At 40.1% G+C, this 16,327-nt stretch carries 13 protein-coding genes; 10 read left to right on the top strand and 3 right to left on the bottom strand.

Annotated elements, in window-relative coordinates; all coding sequences use genetic code 11:
* Nucleotides 1-120 precede the first annotated feature (120 nt).
* Nucleotides 121-594 carry a PaaI family thioesterase gene (locus D0T49_RS10055; protein ID WP_163630984.1) on the bottom strand — a complete coding sequence of 158 codons (474 nt, stop codon included), beginning with the start codon at nucleotides 592-594 and terminating at the stop codon, nucleotides 121-123.
* 209 nt (nucleotides 595-803) lie between these two features.
* Here D0T49_RS10055 and gcvP point away from each other — a divergent pair, with 209 nt between their 5' ends.
* Both gcvP and corA read left to right on the top strand, forming a co-directional pair.
* Nucleotides 804-3,647, top strand: a complete 2,844-nt coding sequence (gene gcvP, locus D0T49_RS10050; RefSeq protein ID WP_163630982.1) for an aminomethyl-transferring glycine dehydrogenase — start codon at nucleotides 804-806, stop codon at nucleotides 3,645-3,647.
* 152 nt (nucleotides 3,648-3,799) lie between these two features.
* Complete coding sequence (corA, locus tag D0T49_RS10045) at nucleotides 3,800-4,873, top strand: magnesium/cobalt transporter CorA (protein WP_163630980.1); 1,074 nt, start codon at nucleotides 3,800-3,802, stop codon at nucleotides 4,871-4,873.
* Between the two features lie 58 nt (nucleotides 4,874-4,931).
* Here corA and D0T49_RS10040 read toward each other — a convergent pair whose 3' ends face one another.
* Together D0T49_RS10040 and pepE are read right to left on the bottom strand one after the other, a co-directional pair.
* Nucleotides 4,932-5,474 carry an epoxyqueuosine reductase QueH gene (locus D0T49_RS10040; protein WP_163630978.1) on the bottom strand — a complete coding sequence of 181 codons (543 nt, stop codon included), beginning with the start codon at nucleotides 5,472-5,474 and terminating at the stop codon, nucleotides 4,932-4,934.
* A 24-nt stretch (nucleotides 5,475-5,498) separates the two neighbouring features.
* Nucleotides 5,499-6,206, bottom strand: a complete 708-nt coding sequence (gene pepE, locus D0T49_RS10035; RefSeq protein WP_163630976.1) for a dipeptidase PepE — start codon at nucleotides 6,204-6,206, stop codon at nucleotides 5,499-5,501.
* Between the two features lie 154 nt (nucleotides 6,207-6,360).
* Between pepE and D0T49_RS10030 the strand changes: the two genes are divergently transcribed.
* The 8 genes from D0T49_RS10030 (at nucleotide 6,361) to D0T49_RS09995 (ending at nucleotide 16,112) form a co-directional block, all read left to right on the top strand.
* Nucleotides 6,361-8,109: a phospho-sugar mutase gene (locus D0T49_RS10030; RefSeq protein WP_163630974.1), complete on the top strand. Its 1,749-nt coding sequence runs from the start codon at nucleotides 6,361-6,363 to the stop codon at nucleotides 8,107-8,109.
* A 395-nt stretch (nucleotides 8,110-8,504) separates the two neighbouring features.
* Nucleotides 8,505-9,431, top strand: a complete 927-nt coding sequence (locus tag D0T49_RS10025; RefSeq protein ID WP_163630972.1) for a TIGR01212 family radical SAM protein — start codon at nucleotides 8,505-8,507, stop codon at nucleotides 9,429-9,431.
* A gap of 151 nt (nucleotides 9,432-9,582) precedes the next feature.
* Nucleotides 9,583-10,158: a rubrerythrin gene (gene rbr / locus D0T49_RS10020; protein WP_163630970.1), complete on the top strand. Its 576-nt coding sequence runs from the start codon at nucleotides 9,583-9,585 to the stop codon at nucleotides 10,156-10,158.
* A 127-nt stretch (nucleotides 10,159-10,285) separates the two neighbouring features.
* The gene (mnmD, locus tag D0T49_RS10015; protein WP_163630968.1) at nucleotides 10,286-10,945 is read left to right on the top strand and encodes a tRNA (5-methylaminomethyl-2-thiouridine)(34)-methyltransferase MnmD; all 660 of its coding nucleotides are present in this window, start codon (nucleotides 10,286-10,288) and stop codon (nucleotides 10,943-10,945) included.
* Nucleotides 10,946-10,972: 27 nt separating this feature from the next.
* Complete coding sequence (locus D0T49_RS10010) at nucleotides 10,973-11,611, top strand: phosphatase PAP2 family protein (protein WP_163630966.1); 639 nt, start codon at nucleotides 10,973-10,975, stop codon at nucleotides 11,609-11,611.
* Between the two features lie 200 nt (nucleotides 11,612-11,811).
* The gene (recJ, locus tag D0T49_RS10005; protein ID WP_163630964.1) at nucleotides 11,812-13,533 is read left to right on the top strand and encodes a single-stranded-DNA-specific exonuclease RecJ; all 1,722 of its coding nucleotides are present in this window, start codon (nucleotides 11,812-11,814) and stop codon (nucleotides 13,531-13,533) included.
* A gap of 98 nt (nucleotides 13,534-13,631) precedes the next feature.
* A complete protein-coding gene (locus D0T49_RS10000; protein ID WP_163630961.1) occupies nucleotides 13,632-14,831 on the top strand; it encodes a pyridoxal phosphate-dependent aminotransferase in 1,200 nt (399 codons plus the stop codon).
* 42 nt (nucleotides 14,832-14,873) lie between these two features.
* Nucleotides 14,874-16,112: an FtsX-like permease family protein gene (locus D0T49_RS09995; protein ID WP_163630959.1), complete on the top strand. Its 1,239-nt coding sequence runs from the start codon at nucleotides 14,874-14,876 to the stop codon at nucleotides 16,110-16,112.
* The last annotated feature ends 215 nt before the right edge of the window (nucleotides 16,113-16,327 follow it).

Genomic DNA, 16,327 nt, shown 5'->3' with positions numbered 1-16,327 from the left:
TAGTTTTTGTTCCTTTTGCATCAAGGCAAAAGGAAGTCGATAACTTAAACAAAATTATTTAATGTCAGCAAAATACTGATTGCGATTCAGTTTATTGCCATGTACTAAAAGAATTTAGCTTCATTCACCTTCGGTTTTACAGCCTTCGAAACCAAATTCGTTTAACGCCCGTTCCTTACTTACGGTGAAGTAAACAATGTTTGCACTGGCACATAACTCGTTTTGCGAGTTGTATATTTCAGTCTCTAAAAACACTACATGCCGTTTCTGTTCTTTTATTCTTCCCCTTACAGTCAATTGTGGCTCATTTGTTGAAATGTTTTTTATAAACTTGGCATCAAGCCGTGATGTTACTCCCGTAGTTTGCAATTTCCTTACGATAACCCAGCCTCCCACTTCGTCCATCAATGTGCTTTGAATACCGCCGTGAAGCGTATTTAGCCAGCTTTGCATATGCTTATCCGGTTTCCAAAGTCCAACAATATCGTCACCATCTTCATAAAACTCCATGTGTAGCCCCGAAGGGTTGTTTGGCGAACAAGCAAAACACATGTAGCCATCCAGGTTAAGCCAGGGGTTGATTATTTTTTTCATATTATGTATTTATAAAATAAGTACGTCTATATTTCAGGGCAAAAATAGTTAAAAAAATCAGTGTTCTGAAACTTTCCGAAATTCATTATTTTTTTGATTTTTAGTCGTATTTTTTCCAAAGAATGCCTTAACTTTGGCATTTAATCAGAAGGTGAACAAAACCTTTAAGAACTAATTACTTGAAACTATTTTAAACACATTTATATAATATGGACTTTTTACAACCCCGCCACATTGGCGTTTCGGAACAAGATGAAGTTAAAATGCTTCAAACAGTCGGAGTGAAATCGTTGGACGAACTGATAGAACAGACTATTCCGGCTAATATCCGTTTAAAAAAGGCTCTTGATTTGCCCGAGCCGCTTACTGAGCGTAAATATTCGGAGCACATAGCCGAGTTAGCCTCGAAGAACAAGCTCTATACTTCGTACATCGGACAAGGATGGTACGATACATGTACGCCTGCGGTTATCCTGCGCAACGTGTTGGAAAATCCTGTTTGGTACACATCATACACCCCATATCAGGCCGAAATTTCGCAAGGACGCTTGGAAGCTCTTTTGAACTTTCAGACAGCTATTTCCGATTTTACGGGTCTTCCGCTTGCCAATGCTTCACTATTGGACGAAGCTACTGCTGCAGCCGAATCGGCAACCATGATGTACAACTTACGGAGCCGCGACAAGGTAAAAACCGGAGCCAATGTGCTTTTTGTGGATAATAACACATTCCCTCAAACCTTGGCTGTACTCCGTACACGCATGACGGGGCAAGGCATCGAAATAGAAACAGGGGATTTTTCTACCGTTAAATTCACCGAGAAACATTTTGGAGCTATCGTTCAGTATCCGAACTCAAACGGAAATATCGAAGATTATACCGCATTTGTATCACAGGCTCATGAGGCTGGCTGTAAAGTTGCTGTAGCTGCTGATTTGATGGCTCTTGCCCTGCTTACTCCTCCGGGAGAATGGGGAGCAGATATTGCATTTGGTTCGGCACAACGTTTTGGTACGCCTATGTACTACGGAGGCCCGTCGGCAGCTTATTTTGCTACACGCGACGAATATAAACGCGATATGCCGGGACGTATCATTGGCATCAGTAAAGATGCTAACGAAAAACCTGCTTTGCGTATGGCGCTGCAAACCCGTGAGCAACACATTAAACGCGAAAAAGCTACTTCAAATATCTGTACGGCTCAGGCTTTATTAGCTGTTATGTCAGGATTTTATGCAGTTTATCATGGAGCGGACGGCATCCGTTCTATTGCATCGCGTATTCATTCTATTACTACGTATATTAACGAGATATTGCCTGTATATGGTTATGCACAGGAAAACGAGAATTTCTTTGATACCTTAAAGATAACATTACCTCAAACTGTATCGTTGGATAAGTTCCGTGCTAAAGCATTAGAGCGCGAAGTTAATTTTCATTACTTCGAGACAGGTGAAGTTGGGTTAAGTATTGACGAGACAACCGACATTGAAGATGTAAATACGCTGATTGAGATATTTGCAACTGCAGCAGATAATATGCCTGCATACGCCAAGGCATCGGATATAGAAGGCTTGAAGGCTTTTGACGAAGGTTTCGAACGTAAATCGGATTACCTTACACACGAGGTATTTAAAAAATACCGTAGCGAAACCGACATGATGCGCTATATCAAAAAACTTGAGCGCCGTGATATTTCGCTTACACATTCGATGATTGCATTGGGGTCGTGTACAATGAAGCTAAATGCTGCGTCAGAGATGTTTGCATTGAGCCGACCTGAATTTACAGGTATCCACCCATTTGCTCCGGCCGACCAAACCGAAGGTTATAACGAAATGCTCGAAAATCTGGGAGAATACCTTTCCGAAATTACCGGATTTGCAGGATGCAGTTTCCAACCCAATTCGGGTGCAGCCGGTGAGTATGCCGGACTGGTAACTATACGTGAATACCTTCGCTCGAAAGGTGAAACACATCGTAATATTATTCTTATTCCGGCTTCGGCACATGGTACCAACCCGGCAAGTGCGATACAGGCGGGATTTGATATTGTGGTAACAAAGACTGATGAAAAAGGAAATGTAAATCTGGACGACTGGAAAGAAAAGGCTTTGGAAAACAAAGATAAACTGGCGGGTTGTATGATTACTTATCCTTCGACACACGGTATATTCGAAACTTGTATCCGCGAGATGTGCGAGATTGTTCATGAGTGTGGCGGACAGGTATATATGGATGGGGCGAACATGAATGCACAGGTAGGTTTGACAAATCCGGGTTTCATAGGCGCGGATGTTTGTCACTTAAACCTACATAAAACATTTGCCAATCCACACGGTGGGGGTGGTCCCGGCGAAGGCCCAATCTGTGTTACCGAGCATCTTGTGCCATTTTTACCAAGTCTGGATTTTGGGCTGAATACCGTTTCAGCTTCGCCTTATGGTAGTGCAGGAATCGTTTTTGTAACTTACGGTTATATTCGTATGCTGGGCGAAAAAGGATTGACACATTCTACAAAAATTGCTATTCTGAATGCTAACTATTTAGCAAACAAACTGAAAGACACCTATGGAATAGTGTATTCAGGGGCTACCGGAAGGGTAGGGCACGAGCTTATTCTGGAATGTCGTAACTTTAAGGCTACAAGCGGTGTTACCGAGACGGATATTGCCAAGCGTTTGATGGACTATGGATTCCATGCTCCTACACTTTCATTCCCTGTACATGGTACATTGATGATTGAACCTACCGAGAGTGAATCGCTGGCGGAGTTAGACCGTTTTGCAGAATCGATGCTTCAAATTTATGCAGAGATAAAAGAGATTGAAAACGGTACGGCAGACAAAGAAGACAATGTGCTTGTAAATGCTCCGCACCCTCAGTATGTAATAACTGCGGACGAATGGACTCACGCTTATTCAAGGGCTAAAGCAGCTTATCCGCTCGATTGGATAGCCGAAAATAAGTTCTGGATAAATGTAGCGCGTGTGGATAATGCTTTTGGCGACCGTAACTTAATTCCAAGCTGGAATCAGGAATCAAACATGTAAACCATACGTACATAAATTAAAATAAAACAAGAGAAAAGCCTTCCATAAATAATTATGGGAGGCTTTTCTCTTGTATATAATTTTTCTTATTTCTAACTTTTTGTATTGGGTATTGTTATAATAAATGTAAATTATTTTTATTAAGGTTTATTATGGCGAGGTACACACGTAAAAAACGGGAAGATATCGGATTGTCTCCCTATGCTTTGGTTTTCAGAGGTCAACAGAAGGTTAATAAAGTGGGCATGCAGCTTATTGATTATAACACCAATGATGTGAGGGAAACAGAGGTGGAGTCGGTAGATGATTTGAGGCAAATAAAAGATTCTTCGGATTTCTCATGGTTGAATGTGAACGGATTGCATGATGCTGCCGTGATGGAAAATATAGCTTCGGTATTTGACATACCTGCCAATATCATGTCGGATGTGATGAATCCGGACATTCGCCCGAAACTGGAGGATTTTGGAACGGGGGTCTTTATCACACTGAAAACCTTTCAGTATCATAAAAGACAGAAACGGCTTTCGGTAGATAATTTCAGCCTGATTATTTTTGAGAACACATTGATATCTTTTCAGGAGCAGCCGGGCACAATGTTCAATCCCGTACGCGAGCGTATACGCAAGTATAATAAGAAAATACGTACAGCCGGAAGCGATTATCTGGCATTTGCACTGCTCGATATTATTATCGATAATTACATATATATAATGGGAATTATTGGCGATAAAATAGAAATACTGGAGGATTACCTATATGATAAGGACGAGGATTTTGATAAAGATATATTGCAAAAGGTGAATGTATATAAAAGAGAGTTGAGCTATTTTCGCCGTCATATTAAGCCGGCAAGAGAGATGATAGCAAACCTCGTAAAACTTGATTCTGACTGTTTACACGACGAGAATAACATTCATTTCAGAGAGTTGCTGGATAACATGAAGGATGCGAACGACATTTCTGATACTTATCGCGAAATGCTTTACGACCTTGTAAATATATACCACACAAGCATAAGCACAAAGCTGAACGATATCATGAAAGTTTTGACCATCATATCCGTTATATTTATTCCAATAACATTTATAGTGGGGGTATATGGTACTAACTTTGAATACATCCCGGAGCTGGGTTGGAAATACGGTTATATAGCTATGTGGGTAGTAATGGCAGTTGTAGTGATTGGTATGTTGTGGTATTTCAAACGGAAAAAATGGTTTTGAAAAAATGACTGATTAAAGAGCCTAAAGCCGCATAATATTATAAAAGGTATACAGTATTTTATTTTTTTATGCTGAACTCGCAGCCGCAGTAGTTTTGGTTGTAAAATCCGTTTTGCAGCAATAACTCTTTCCTGCGTTCGCTTAGTCCTTCCTTTCTCCAGTTTTTATCCCAAAACTCGGTGTTCTGAAATTGGCTTGCAGCCCACATGCCGGCTTCTGAAATTTGTTTCAGGTCTTTCCAGCGCGAGGAGGCAAGGGTAGTGGCGAATAATTTTATTTCAAGTTCAGAGGCATACCTTGCCGTTTCATATAGTCTTAGCTTAAAACATTGCAAACAACGCTTTCCACGTTCAGGTTCGTTCTCTAAGCCACTTATGCTTTTACGCCAGTCTTTGTGATTATAATCTGCGTCTATTATCTTGATATTCAATTTGTTGACGTATTTTGTGCATTCGTTTTTTCTGATTTCGTATTCGTTATCAGGGTAAATGTTGGGGTTGTAATAAAAAAGTACAGGCTCCATGCCGTTGTTCAACAGCCACTCGATGATAGCGGCCGAACAAGGTGCACAACATGTGTGTAGCAGTACTTTTTTTTGCATTGGGTTCTCCTTTCCGAAAAACGTTTATTTCAACAGAAAATTTAAATCATCTGTAGCCGTTAGTTCTAAAGGCGTTTCCCCATATTTGAAAACACGTACAGGGCGGTTGCCTATAAGCTTAAGGTTTCCGTTGTCATAATGTAGCATAGTTCCTTCGCGTAGTCCTACTACATATACATCCTGGTTTTCGGTAATAAATTCTTCAATTCGTTGCTCACGTGTTTCGCCTCCATGATTTGCAGGGTTATTATCCAAATAATGCGGATTGATTTGAAACGGAACCAGATTGCATGTTTCAAATGTCATGGGGTTGATTATAGGCATATCATTAGTAGTGCGTAGGGTAGGGCATGCTACATTGGAGCCTGCGCTCCATCCTATATATGGAGTTCCGGACAATACCTTTTTCCGTATTTCGGAGATAATGCCGTTATCGTGCATCATTCGTACCAGTTTCCATGTGTTGCCACCGCCTACAACTATGGCTTCGGCCTCTCTTATAGCTTCGACAGGGTCGGCAAAATGATGTATGCTTTTAACCTTGTGCCCAATTTCAGAAAAACGGTTATTGACTTTAGCTTCATACTCGTCGTACGAAAACGTAACCGCCGCATAAGGGATAAATACGGCTTCGACGCTTTCAGCTCCTAAAAACTTTTTAATTTCGGACTTCGGGTAATCAAGGTAAGGCTCTCCCGGATTGGTGGAATTACTTATCAGCAAAAGTTTCATATTGTGTTTTTTTATTGTATGCGAAACAAATATATGAAAACATTCGAAAAAATCTACGTATTTTACTACTTCATTCTAAATATATTTTTCTCCATCCGAAAAAAAAATTATCTTTAACAATCCAAAATGAAGAAAATAACGAAAATATAACTGTATGGAAAACAATGATTTACTGAAAGAAGTGATGACTAAAGCCCAGCTTTGGATAGATGGGAACTACGATGATGAAACAAAAAAAGAAGTTCGCCGCCTGATGGATGCGCCGGATAAAACAGAACTGATAGAATCATTTTACAAAGATTTGGAATTTGGCACCGGTGGTTTGCGTGGAATAATGGGTGTGGGTACAAACCGCATGAATATATATACAGTGGGTGCTGCAACACAGGGTTTGAGTAATTATCTGAAATCCCAATTTGCTACACTGCCGCAAATTAGTGTAGTTATCGGGCACGACTGCCGTAACAACAGCCGTAAATTTGCTGAAATATCAGCCGATATTTTTTCGGCCAACGGTATCAAAGTATATCTTTTTGATGATCTTCGTCCTACTCCCGAAGCATCGTTTGCCATTCGTCATTTAGGTTGCCAAAGTGGTATTATCATCACTGCATCGCACAATCCGAAAGAATACAATGGCTATAAGGCATATTGGGACGATGGGGCGCAAATGATAGCTCCGCACGATGTGAATGTGATAAAAGAGGTTGAGAAAATTACGGATGTAAACGACATCAGGTTTAAAGGAAATCCGGAACTGATTGAAATCATTGGCGAAGAAATTGATAAAGTATATATTGATGCAATAAAAACATTGTCTCTTTCGCCGGATTCGATAAAGAGAAACAGTGATTTAAAAATAGTTTACACTCCGATACATGGAACAGGTGTAAAACTTATTCCTCAGGCATTGCAGGAATATGGTTTCAAGAATATAATCCACGTACCGGAGCAAGATGTTGTGAGCGGTGATTTTCCGACAGTTGTATCGCCTAATCCCGAAGAACCTGCTGCACTTGCAATGGCTGTGAATAAAGCGAAAGAGGTAGATGCCGATATAGTAATGGCTTCAGACCCCGATGCTGACCGTTTGGGCATTGCGGTGAAAGATGACAAGGGTGAGTGGATACTGGTAAATGGCAATCAAACTTGTATGATGTTTATTTATTACCTGATTACACGTTGGAAAGAATTGGGCAAAATAAAAGGAAATGAATATGTGGTAAAGACCATTGTAACAACAGAGATTGTGAAAGACATTGCCCGAAAAAATGGTGTAGAGCTTTACGATTGTTATACCGGATTTAAGTGGATTGCAGCAGTAATGCGCGAAAACGAAGGCAATAAACAATATATAGGAGGAGGCGAGGAGAGTTATGGATTTTTGCCCGAAACATTCGTTCGCGATAAAGATGCCGTATCCTCGTGTACGCTTATGGCCGAGATGGCAGCATGGGCTAAAGACAATGGAAAGTCGATATACCAATTGCTACAGGATATTTATCTGGAGTATGGCTACGGAAGAGAAAAAGGCATTTCGGTAGTGCGCAAAGGTAAATCGGGTGCAGAAGAAATTGCTGCTATAATGACTGATTTCCGCAACAATCCTCCAAAGGAAATAGCAGGCTCTAAAGTGAGCTTGATAAAAGATTATCAAACGCTTAAAATGAAAGAAACTCTTAACGGAAAAGAGGAAGCACTGGATATGCCTACAACGTCGAACGTATTGCAGTTTTTTACCGAAGACGGCACGAAAATATCAGTACGCCCTTCGGGTACCGAACCTAAAATTAAGTTCTACGTTGAAGTTCGCGGCGAATTGAAATCGCGTGAGGGATATGCGGAAGCGGAAGCCTTAGCTGATGCTAAAATAGAAGCAGTGCGCAAATCATTGGGTGTATAGCCTTTTTTTGATAACTGTAAATCTGATTATTTGTGAAGAAACGCCGTTCTTGGGATAGAGAATGGCGTTTCCTTTCCATACGTAACAAAAAAAATATTTAAGGGCTGCATCAAGTTTTTTTGTCAACTATTTGTTTTATAGCAATATGCAAAAATATTTCTTGATTTGAATTTTTACTTCAACTCTTAAAGTCCCGTAGGGGACGACAGTTGGGTAATAACTATTCGTAATATGCCATCTGCGTGCCGTAGGTACGCTACTTGTTGCAAAAGTTTCGTACCTATGGCACGAAATAATACCTGCTATAACATCTTATTACCAAACTTATGCTCCTACGGAGCTTTTGGTGAACAAAATGCAGAACACTATTTAATGCATCAGCATTTTTTTGATATATGGACGAACGCTATTTGAACTATAATCTTGTGCTGAAAGAAGAATTTTCGGGAAGAATCCAGAAAATATCTGTAAATGCGGGCTTTACCTGTCCCAACCGGGATGGAAGCAAGGGAGTTGGAGGCTGCACATATTGCAACAATCAAACCTTTAGTCCCGAATACTGCAAGCCTACAAGCAGTGTGTCGAAGCAAGTGGAGGAGGGGATAGCGTTTTTCAAAAACAAATACCGCACGCAACGTTACTTGGCTTACTTCCAGTCCTATACTAATACTTATGGGGATACGGAATACCTGAAGTCGTTGTATGCCGAAGCCCTCTCGCATCCTAAAGTTATAGGGTTGGTTATAGGCACGCGCCCCGATTGTGTGAGTGACGAGCTGCTTGATTATTTCGCTGAGTTGGCAAAAAAATACTATATAATGATAGAGTATGGTATAGAGTCGACAAATGATGAAACATTGGAATTAATCAATCGCGGACATGATTATGCTTGTTGCGAAGAGGTAGTTGTTAAAACCTCGGAACGAGGTATTCGTGCAGGTGCGCATTTGATTTTGGGCTTGCCTAAAGAGTCGCGGGAGATAATTATTTCGCATGCCGATAAAATATCAAAACTTCCTTTGACAGCTCTGAAACTGCATCAGTTGCAGATAATAAAAGGTACAAAGATGGCTCAACAGTATGTAGAAAATCCCGAATGGTTTCAGTTGTTCGGGGTAGACGAGTATATTGATGTGGCAGTAGATTTTGTCGAACGCCTGAATCCCCGTATTGCAATTGAACGGTTTGTCTCGCAATCGCCCGCAGATTTGTTAATAGCTCCTGACTGGGGCTTGAAAAACTTTGAATTTACAGCAAGGATAAAGAAACGTTTACAAGAGAGAAACACTTGGCAGGGACGTTTGTTTAATGGTTCAATATAGTTGCTTCAATTGTGAAAATAACCTCTTTATTATCTTTATAAAGTGAATTTGTTAATAAAATAATTTTGTAATCACGATAAAATTATTACCTTTGCAATACAATTGAAATGATTACAAAATAAATATTAATACAAATTAAATATTACAAGCAATGAAAAGTTTAAAAGGAACACAGACAGAAAAAAACCTGCTTCAGTCGTTTGCAGGTGAGAGTCAAGCTCGTATGCGTTACACTTATTTTTCGAGCGTAGCAAAAAAAGAAGGTTATGAGCAGATTGCTGCTATCTTTTTGGAAACAGCAGAGCAGGAAAAAGAGCATGCTAAGAAATTTTTCAAATATCTTGAAGGCGGTAAAGTAGAGTTTACAGCTTCTTTCCCTGCCGGCGTAATCGGAACTACAGCCGAAAACCTGCTGGCAGCAGCAATGGGCGAGAATGAAGAATGGTCGGAAGATTATCCCCGTTTTGCAGAAGTGGCTGACCAAGAAGGATTTCCTAATATCGCGAATACTTTCCGCAAAATAGCATCGGTAGAGGCACATCACGAAAGCCGTTACCGCCGTTTGTTGGAACGTCTTGAAAACGGTACAACTTTTTCGCGCGAGGAAGAAACCGACTGGCAATGCCGCAACTGCGGGTATGTTCATACAGGCAAAGAAGCTCCTAAGGCATGTCCTGCTTGTGCTCACCCTCAAGCCTATTTCGAAGTAGAAAAACAAAACTATTAAATTGCATACAGGTAGATAATATCTATCCGGGTTATTTATAATATGGACAACCGTCGTTTTTTACGAAAGCGACGGTTGTTTTGTTTGTGTCAAATAAGTAACTTTGCCTACTTCAAAAATTCCCTTTATGGAAAATAGCCTTAAAATAACAAAAGACGGTTCTCATACCCTGTTCTCTCCTATGGTACAGGAATGTTACCATTCTGAAAATGGAGCAATTCAGGAGTCCGAGCATATTTTCATAAAAGCTGGGTGGGAGAGTTGCGATAAAACAGACATTAAAATATTTGAAGTTGGCTTTGGTACGGGATTGAACGCTTTCTTAACTTTACTAAAAGCAAAAGAACAGGGCAAGAGTGTTTCTTACACTTCGGTAGAGTATTTCCCTGTAGGGGGAGATATTCTGAATAAATTGAACTATGTGCAGCAAATTGATGCAGAAAGTGAATGTTGTTTTAAAAAACTGCATGAGGCTGTATGGGATACGCGAGAATCAATAACTCCTTTTTTTACATTGGAGAAAATACAGGCAGATTTTACAAAACTGCAACTAACTGATTCGTATGATTTGATTTATTTTGATGCGTTTTCGCCCGAAAAACAGCCCGAAATGTGGAGTCAGCAGATTTTCGATATGCTTTACCGGCATGCAAATGAAGGTGCTGTACTTACTACTTATTGCTCCAAAGGCATAGTGCGGCGTGCTATGCAGGCTGCAGGCTTTTTTGTAGAGCGGCTACCGGGGCCTCCCGGCAAAAGGGAAATTTTACGTGCTATTAAAAAATGATATTAATAAATTTATCTATATAAGTTGATGAAAAATTTGAAGCAATACTGGGCGTTCTGGATTCCTTACGGAGTTTTTGTTGTAGCATTGGCTGTTATGCTTATTCTGAACGAAAAGGCTGAATTACATCTGTGGCTTAATTCGGTGCATACGCCTTTTATGGATGTGTTTTTCAGAATTATTACAGAAGTTGGTAGCTGGGTGCCATTTGTAGTTGGGGCAGGATTATTGTTTTATAAATACCGTGCTGCTCTGTTGGTTTTGGGGGCACAGATTGCCGCAGGAGTAGTGGCACAGATATTAAAACGGATATTCGATATGCCACGCCCCAAAAGTTTCTTTGCAGAACATTTTCCTGATATTACCCTTCAGCAGGTTTTGGATGTAAGGATGCACTCGGCCCATAGCTTTCCTTCGGGGCATACTACGTCTGCTTTTGCGCTTTTCCTTTCACTTGCCTTCCTTACAAAAAGAAAAGAACTTCATTTTCTGTATGTTTTACTTGCCATGCTTACAGGATATTCGCGTATTTACCTTTCGCAACATTTTGCTTCTGATGTTCTTGCAGGTTCCGTTATTGGGGTGGTAATGACCATTGTTACACTCTATATCATCGACAAGAAACCACGTTCGTGGTATGATAGGTCGTTGTTGAAAAGAGCTTGATTTATTAAGAAAAACTCCTCCTTATTTTAGCATCAATATAAATAGTATTGACGAGTCACTTTTTTTTCGTAACTTTACAAAATGCCATTGAGAGGCTGCACGTGCTTTCTTATTGTTTTTGTATGAGGCTGAACGATAAGCTATTGATGATGTTTTGTGGATGAGTGCAGTTGGTATTTGAAGCGAAAAAGTTTTTAATAATGATAAATAAGTGGGTATACCGAAAATTAACTAAAGAACAAGAAGAAGAACGAAACAGATTAGCAGAAGATTTAAGCATAAGCCCTATATTAGCACAATTATTAGTGCAGCGTGGCATTACTACGTATGAGGATGCACGTAAATTTTTCCGTCCGGATTTATCCGATTTGCATGACCCGTTTTTGATGGCGGATATGGATAAGGCTGTAGAGCGCCTGACAAAGGCCATGCAGCATAACGAAAAAATACTGATATATGGCGATTATGATGTAGATGGAACAACATCGGTTTCGTTGGTTTATAAGTTTCTTAAGCAGTTTATAAGCAATGTCGATTTTTATATCCCTGACAGATATACCGAAGGTTATGGTATTTCTATCAAGGGAATTGAGTACGCGGCAGAGAATGGTTTTTCTCTGATAGTGGCTTTGGACTGTGGCATAAAAGCTGTTGAAAAAATAAAGTATGCAACCAGTCTGGGTATCGATTTTATAATATGCGACCATCATACCCCCGACGCTGTATTGCCTCCGGCAGTTGCAGTGCTCGACCCTAAGCGTGATGATTGCAACTACCCTTATAAGCACCTTTCAGGCTGTGGGGTAGGCTTCAAACTCCTGCAAGGTTTCTCCAAAGTAAATAATCTTGAGTTTTCTCTTTTACTTCCGTTGCTCGATTTAGTTGCGTTGAGTATTGCGTCTGATATTGTCCCTATCACGGGCGAGAACCGTGTGTTGGCATATTATGGACTGAAGCAGCTCAACTCAAGTCCGAGTGTAGGGGTAAAAGCTATTGTCGATGTGTGCGGACTGAGCGATAAGGATATTACTATCAGCGATATAGTATTCAAAATAGGCCCCCGTATAAATGCCTCAGGACGTATGAAGCTGGCATCGGAGTCGGTACAGCTATTAGTTTCGCGCGATTATAATTTTGCAAAGGAAAAAGGTGAAACTATTAATGAGTATAACAACGACAGGAAGGGCTTAGATAAGAATATTACCGACGAAGCAATATCACTTATTAAAACAAATGAGGAACTGAACAACCGCAAATCCATTGTACTTTACAATCCCGATTGGCACAAAGGCGTTATTGGTATTGTAGCCTCACGTTTGTCCGAAGAGTTTTATCGTCCGTCTATCGTACTTACCAAATCGAACGGGGTAGCTTCGGGGTCGGCGCGTTCGGTACAGGGATTTGACTTATATAAGGCGATTGAATCCTGTCGCGATTTGTTGGAAAATTTCGGTGGGCACATGTATGCTGCGGGCTTATCCATAAAAGAGGAAAATATACCGGAGTTTTCGAGGCGGTTTGAAGAATACGTGAACGAAAATATTCTGGAAGAACAAACTTTTCCTCAGATAGATGTTGATGCGGTTCTTCAATTTCAAGATATTACTCCCAAGTTTTTCAGGGTGTTAAAGCAGTTTGCCCCTTTTGGACCGGGCAATATGAAACCGATTTTTGTATCCAAACGGGTTTTTGACTATGGTACAAGCCGGCTCGTAGGGCGTGAGCAAGAACACTTGAAAATGGAACTGATAGATTCCAGTTCAGAAAACGTGATGAATGGTATTGCTTTTGGTATGTACGAATATAATGAGCATTTAAAGGCTCTTACCCCGTTGGATATCTGTTATACGGTAGAAGAAAATAACTTTGGAGGTAGCTCTAATATGCAACTGATGGTTCGCGATATTAAAGTAACGGAGTAAAATATGATATAGGGTACTATAATATTATTTTAATTGTTATTTTTGTAGCTTTATTTTCAATTTCTTAGTTTTAAACAAAACAGTAACATTGTAAGAATATGCCGCAAACTTCGCAGCGTGGACAGGCTATGCCGGAGTCTCCAATCCGAAAATTAGTGCCTTTGTCAAATAAGGCTAAAGCTCGTGGAATTAAAGTTTATCATCTTAATATCGGACAGCCCGATTTGAAAACTCCTCAGGTAGCCTTGGATGCTATTCATAACATCTCGCGCGAAGTATTGGAATATAGCCCCAGTGACGGGATAAGCAGTTTAAAATCAAAATTTGCCGGCTATTACCGTAAATTTAATATTGATGTAACTGACGAGGATATAATTGTCACCACAGGAGGCTCGGAGGCTGTAAACTTTGCGTTTATGAGTTGTCTTGACCCGGGCGATGAGATAATAGTGCCTGAACCTGCTTATGCCAACTATACCGCATTTGCAATAGCAGCGGGAGCAGTAGTTAAGGCTGTAGTTTCTACTATCGAAGAAGGGTTTGCGCTGCCTCCGATTGAAAAATTTGAAGAACTGATAACTCCCCGTACAAAGGGAATCCTGATATGTAACCCAAACAATCCGACGGGCTACTTGTACACCCGTGCCGAGATGAATAAAATTCGTGACCTGGTAAAGAAATATGATTTGTATCTGTTTTCGGACGAGGTTTACCGTGAATTTTGCTATACCAATGCACCCTATATTTCTGCTTTCCATTTAGATGGTATTGAGGAAAATGTAGTTTTGATTGATTCGGTTTCGAAGCGTTACAGCGAATGTGGTATTCGTATAGGTACGCTGATAACCAAGAATAAAGAAGTACGGAAAAATGTGATGAAATTCTGTCAGGCACGTTTAAGCCCTCCGCTGTTAGGGCAAATAGCTGCTGAGGCGTCGATGGATACTCCCGATGATTATATGCTTGAAATGTATAACGAATACCTTGAGCGTCGTAAATTTCTGATAGATGGGCTGAACCGTATTGAGGGAGTGTATTCTCCGATACCAATGGGGGCGTTTTATACTGTGGCACGCCTTCCGATTGATGATGCAGATAAATTCTGCGCGTGGCTGCTTTCTGATTACGAGTACGAAGGGCAAACAGTTATGCTGTCGCCTGCATCGGGTTTTTATACGGTCGAAGAGTTGGGCAAGAATGAAGTACGTATAGCGTATGTTCTTGAAAAGGAAGACCTTAAAAAGGCACTTGTTGTTTTAGAAAACGCACTGAAGGTTTATCCGGGAAGAACAAATTAGAAAAAGGCATAAATCAGATTTATAAAGTCTGATTTCTTGATAATGAATTTCGAGTATTTTATAGCAAAACGCATACACTTTCAGCAGGGCAGGAAAAATGTATCCCGCCCTGCAGTTCGTATTGCCATTGTGGGAATGGCACTCGGACTGGCTGTTATGATTGTAGCTATTGCAGTTATCACAGGGTTTAAAGAGGAAATTCAGAACAAAACAATCGGTTTTGGAGGGCATATCCAGATTACGAACTTTGATAATAACAATACTTATGAAATGAAGCCCATACACATGGAGCAAGGTTTGATAGATAAAATTTCGTCTGTTAAGCATGTTAAGCATGTGCAAAAATTTGTAACAAAGCCGGGCATTATAAAGACCGACGAGGACTTTCAGGGGATAATACTAAAAGGAGTAGGAGAGGACTTTGACTGGGATTTTTTTAAGTCGAATTTACTGGAAGGTGATATACTGAATGTTTCTGACAGTTTACAAAACAATGTAATTATTTCAAGCTATTTGGCTAATCTGCTTGGTCTGAAATTGGGCGACAGTTTTTTTACCTATTTTATTCAGGATAACATCCGTGCTCGTAAATTTACCATAACCGGATTGTATTCTACCGATTTTGTAGAATACGATAAAATGTTTTTGCTGACCGATATCCGTCACATGCGGCAGTTAAATATGTGGGACGACACGGCATTTAGCGGACTGGAGATATTAATTGATGATTTTGACCACCTTGCCCAAGCCGGAAATGACGTTTATATGACCGTTGCAAACCGTTTCAGTAAAGGTGGCGAAACGTATCTCACACGTACGATTGAACAACTTAACCCACAGATTTTTGGCTGGCTTAACCTGCTTGATATGAATGTATGGGTTATTCTGTTTCTAATGCTGGCAGTTGCAGGGTTTATTATGATTTCAGGGTTGCTTATTCTTATCTTGGAACGTACCAATATGATTGGTATATTGAAGTCGCTCGGAATGAGTAATTGGTCGGTCAGGAAAGTGTTTTTATATCACTCGCTCTTTCTTATTCTCAAAGGGATGCTTTGGGGAAATCTGATAGGCTTAACTATCTGTGCCTTACAGTATTTTTTCGGAATAATTCCGTTAGACCCCGAATCGTATTATACAGCTACTGTTCCTATTGCTTTTAATTGGGGCTTTGTACTTTTATTGAATATCGGCACATTATTAGCTTCGCTTTTAATGATGGTAGGGCCTTCTTACCTGATAACAAAAATTTCTCCTGCTAAAATTATCAGGTACGAATAAAAGAATGAAAACAAAAGATAAAGGATAAAAATAGTAATTTCTTGTTTTGTTTTTTATCGCCTTATCGTTAAATATTTGCCTCAAAAAATCAAAGCCTTTACATTTGCACCCACATTCTTCGAGCAAAAATGAAGAATGATTTAGTTAGCTACAAGTTATCAGCTACAAGCTATAAGTCTTGTCCTTTATCATTTGTCCTTTTTGTTCTTTTATCT

The organism is Paludibacter sp. 221 (assembly GCF_010501035.1).
Taxonomy (GTDB): Bacteria; Bacteroidota; Bacteroidia; order Bacteroidales; family Paludibacteraceae; genus QVMH01.
This window is presented reverse-complemented; position numbering and strand designations above follow the sequence as displayed.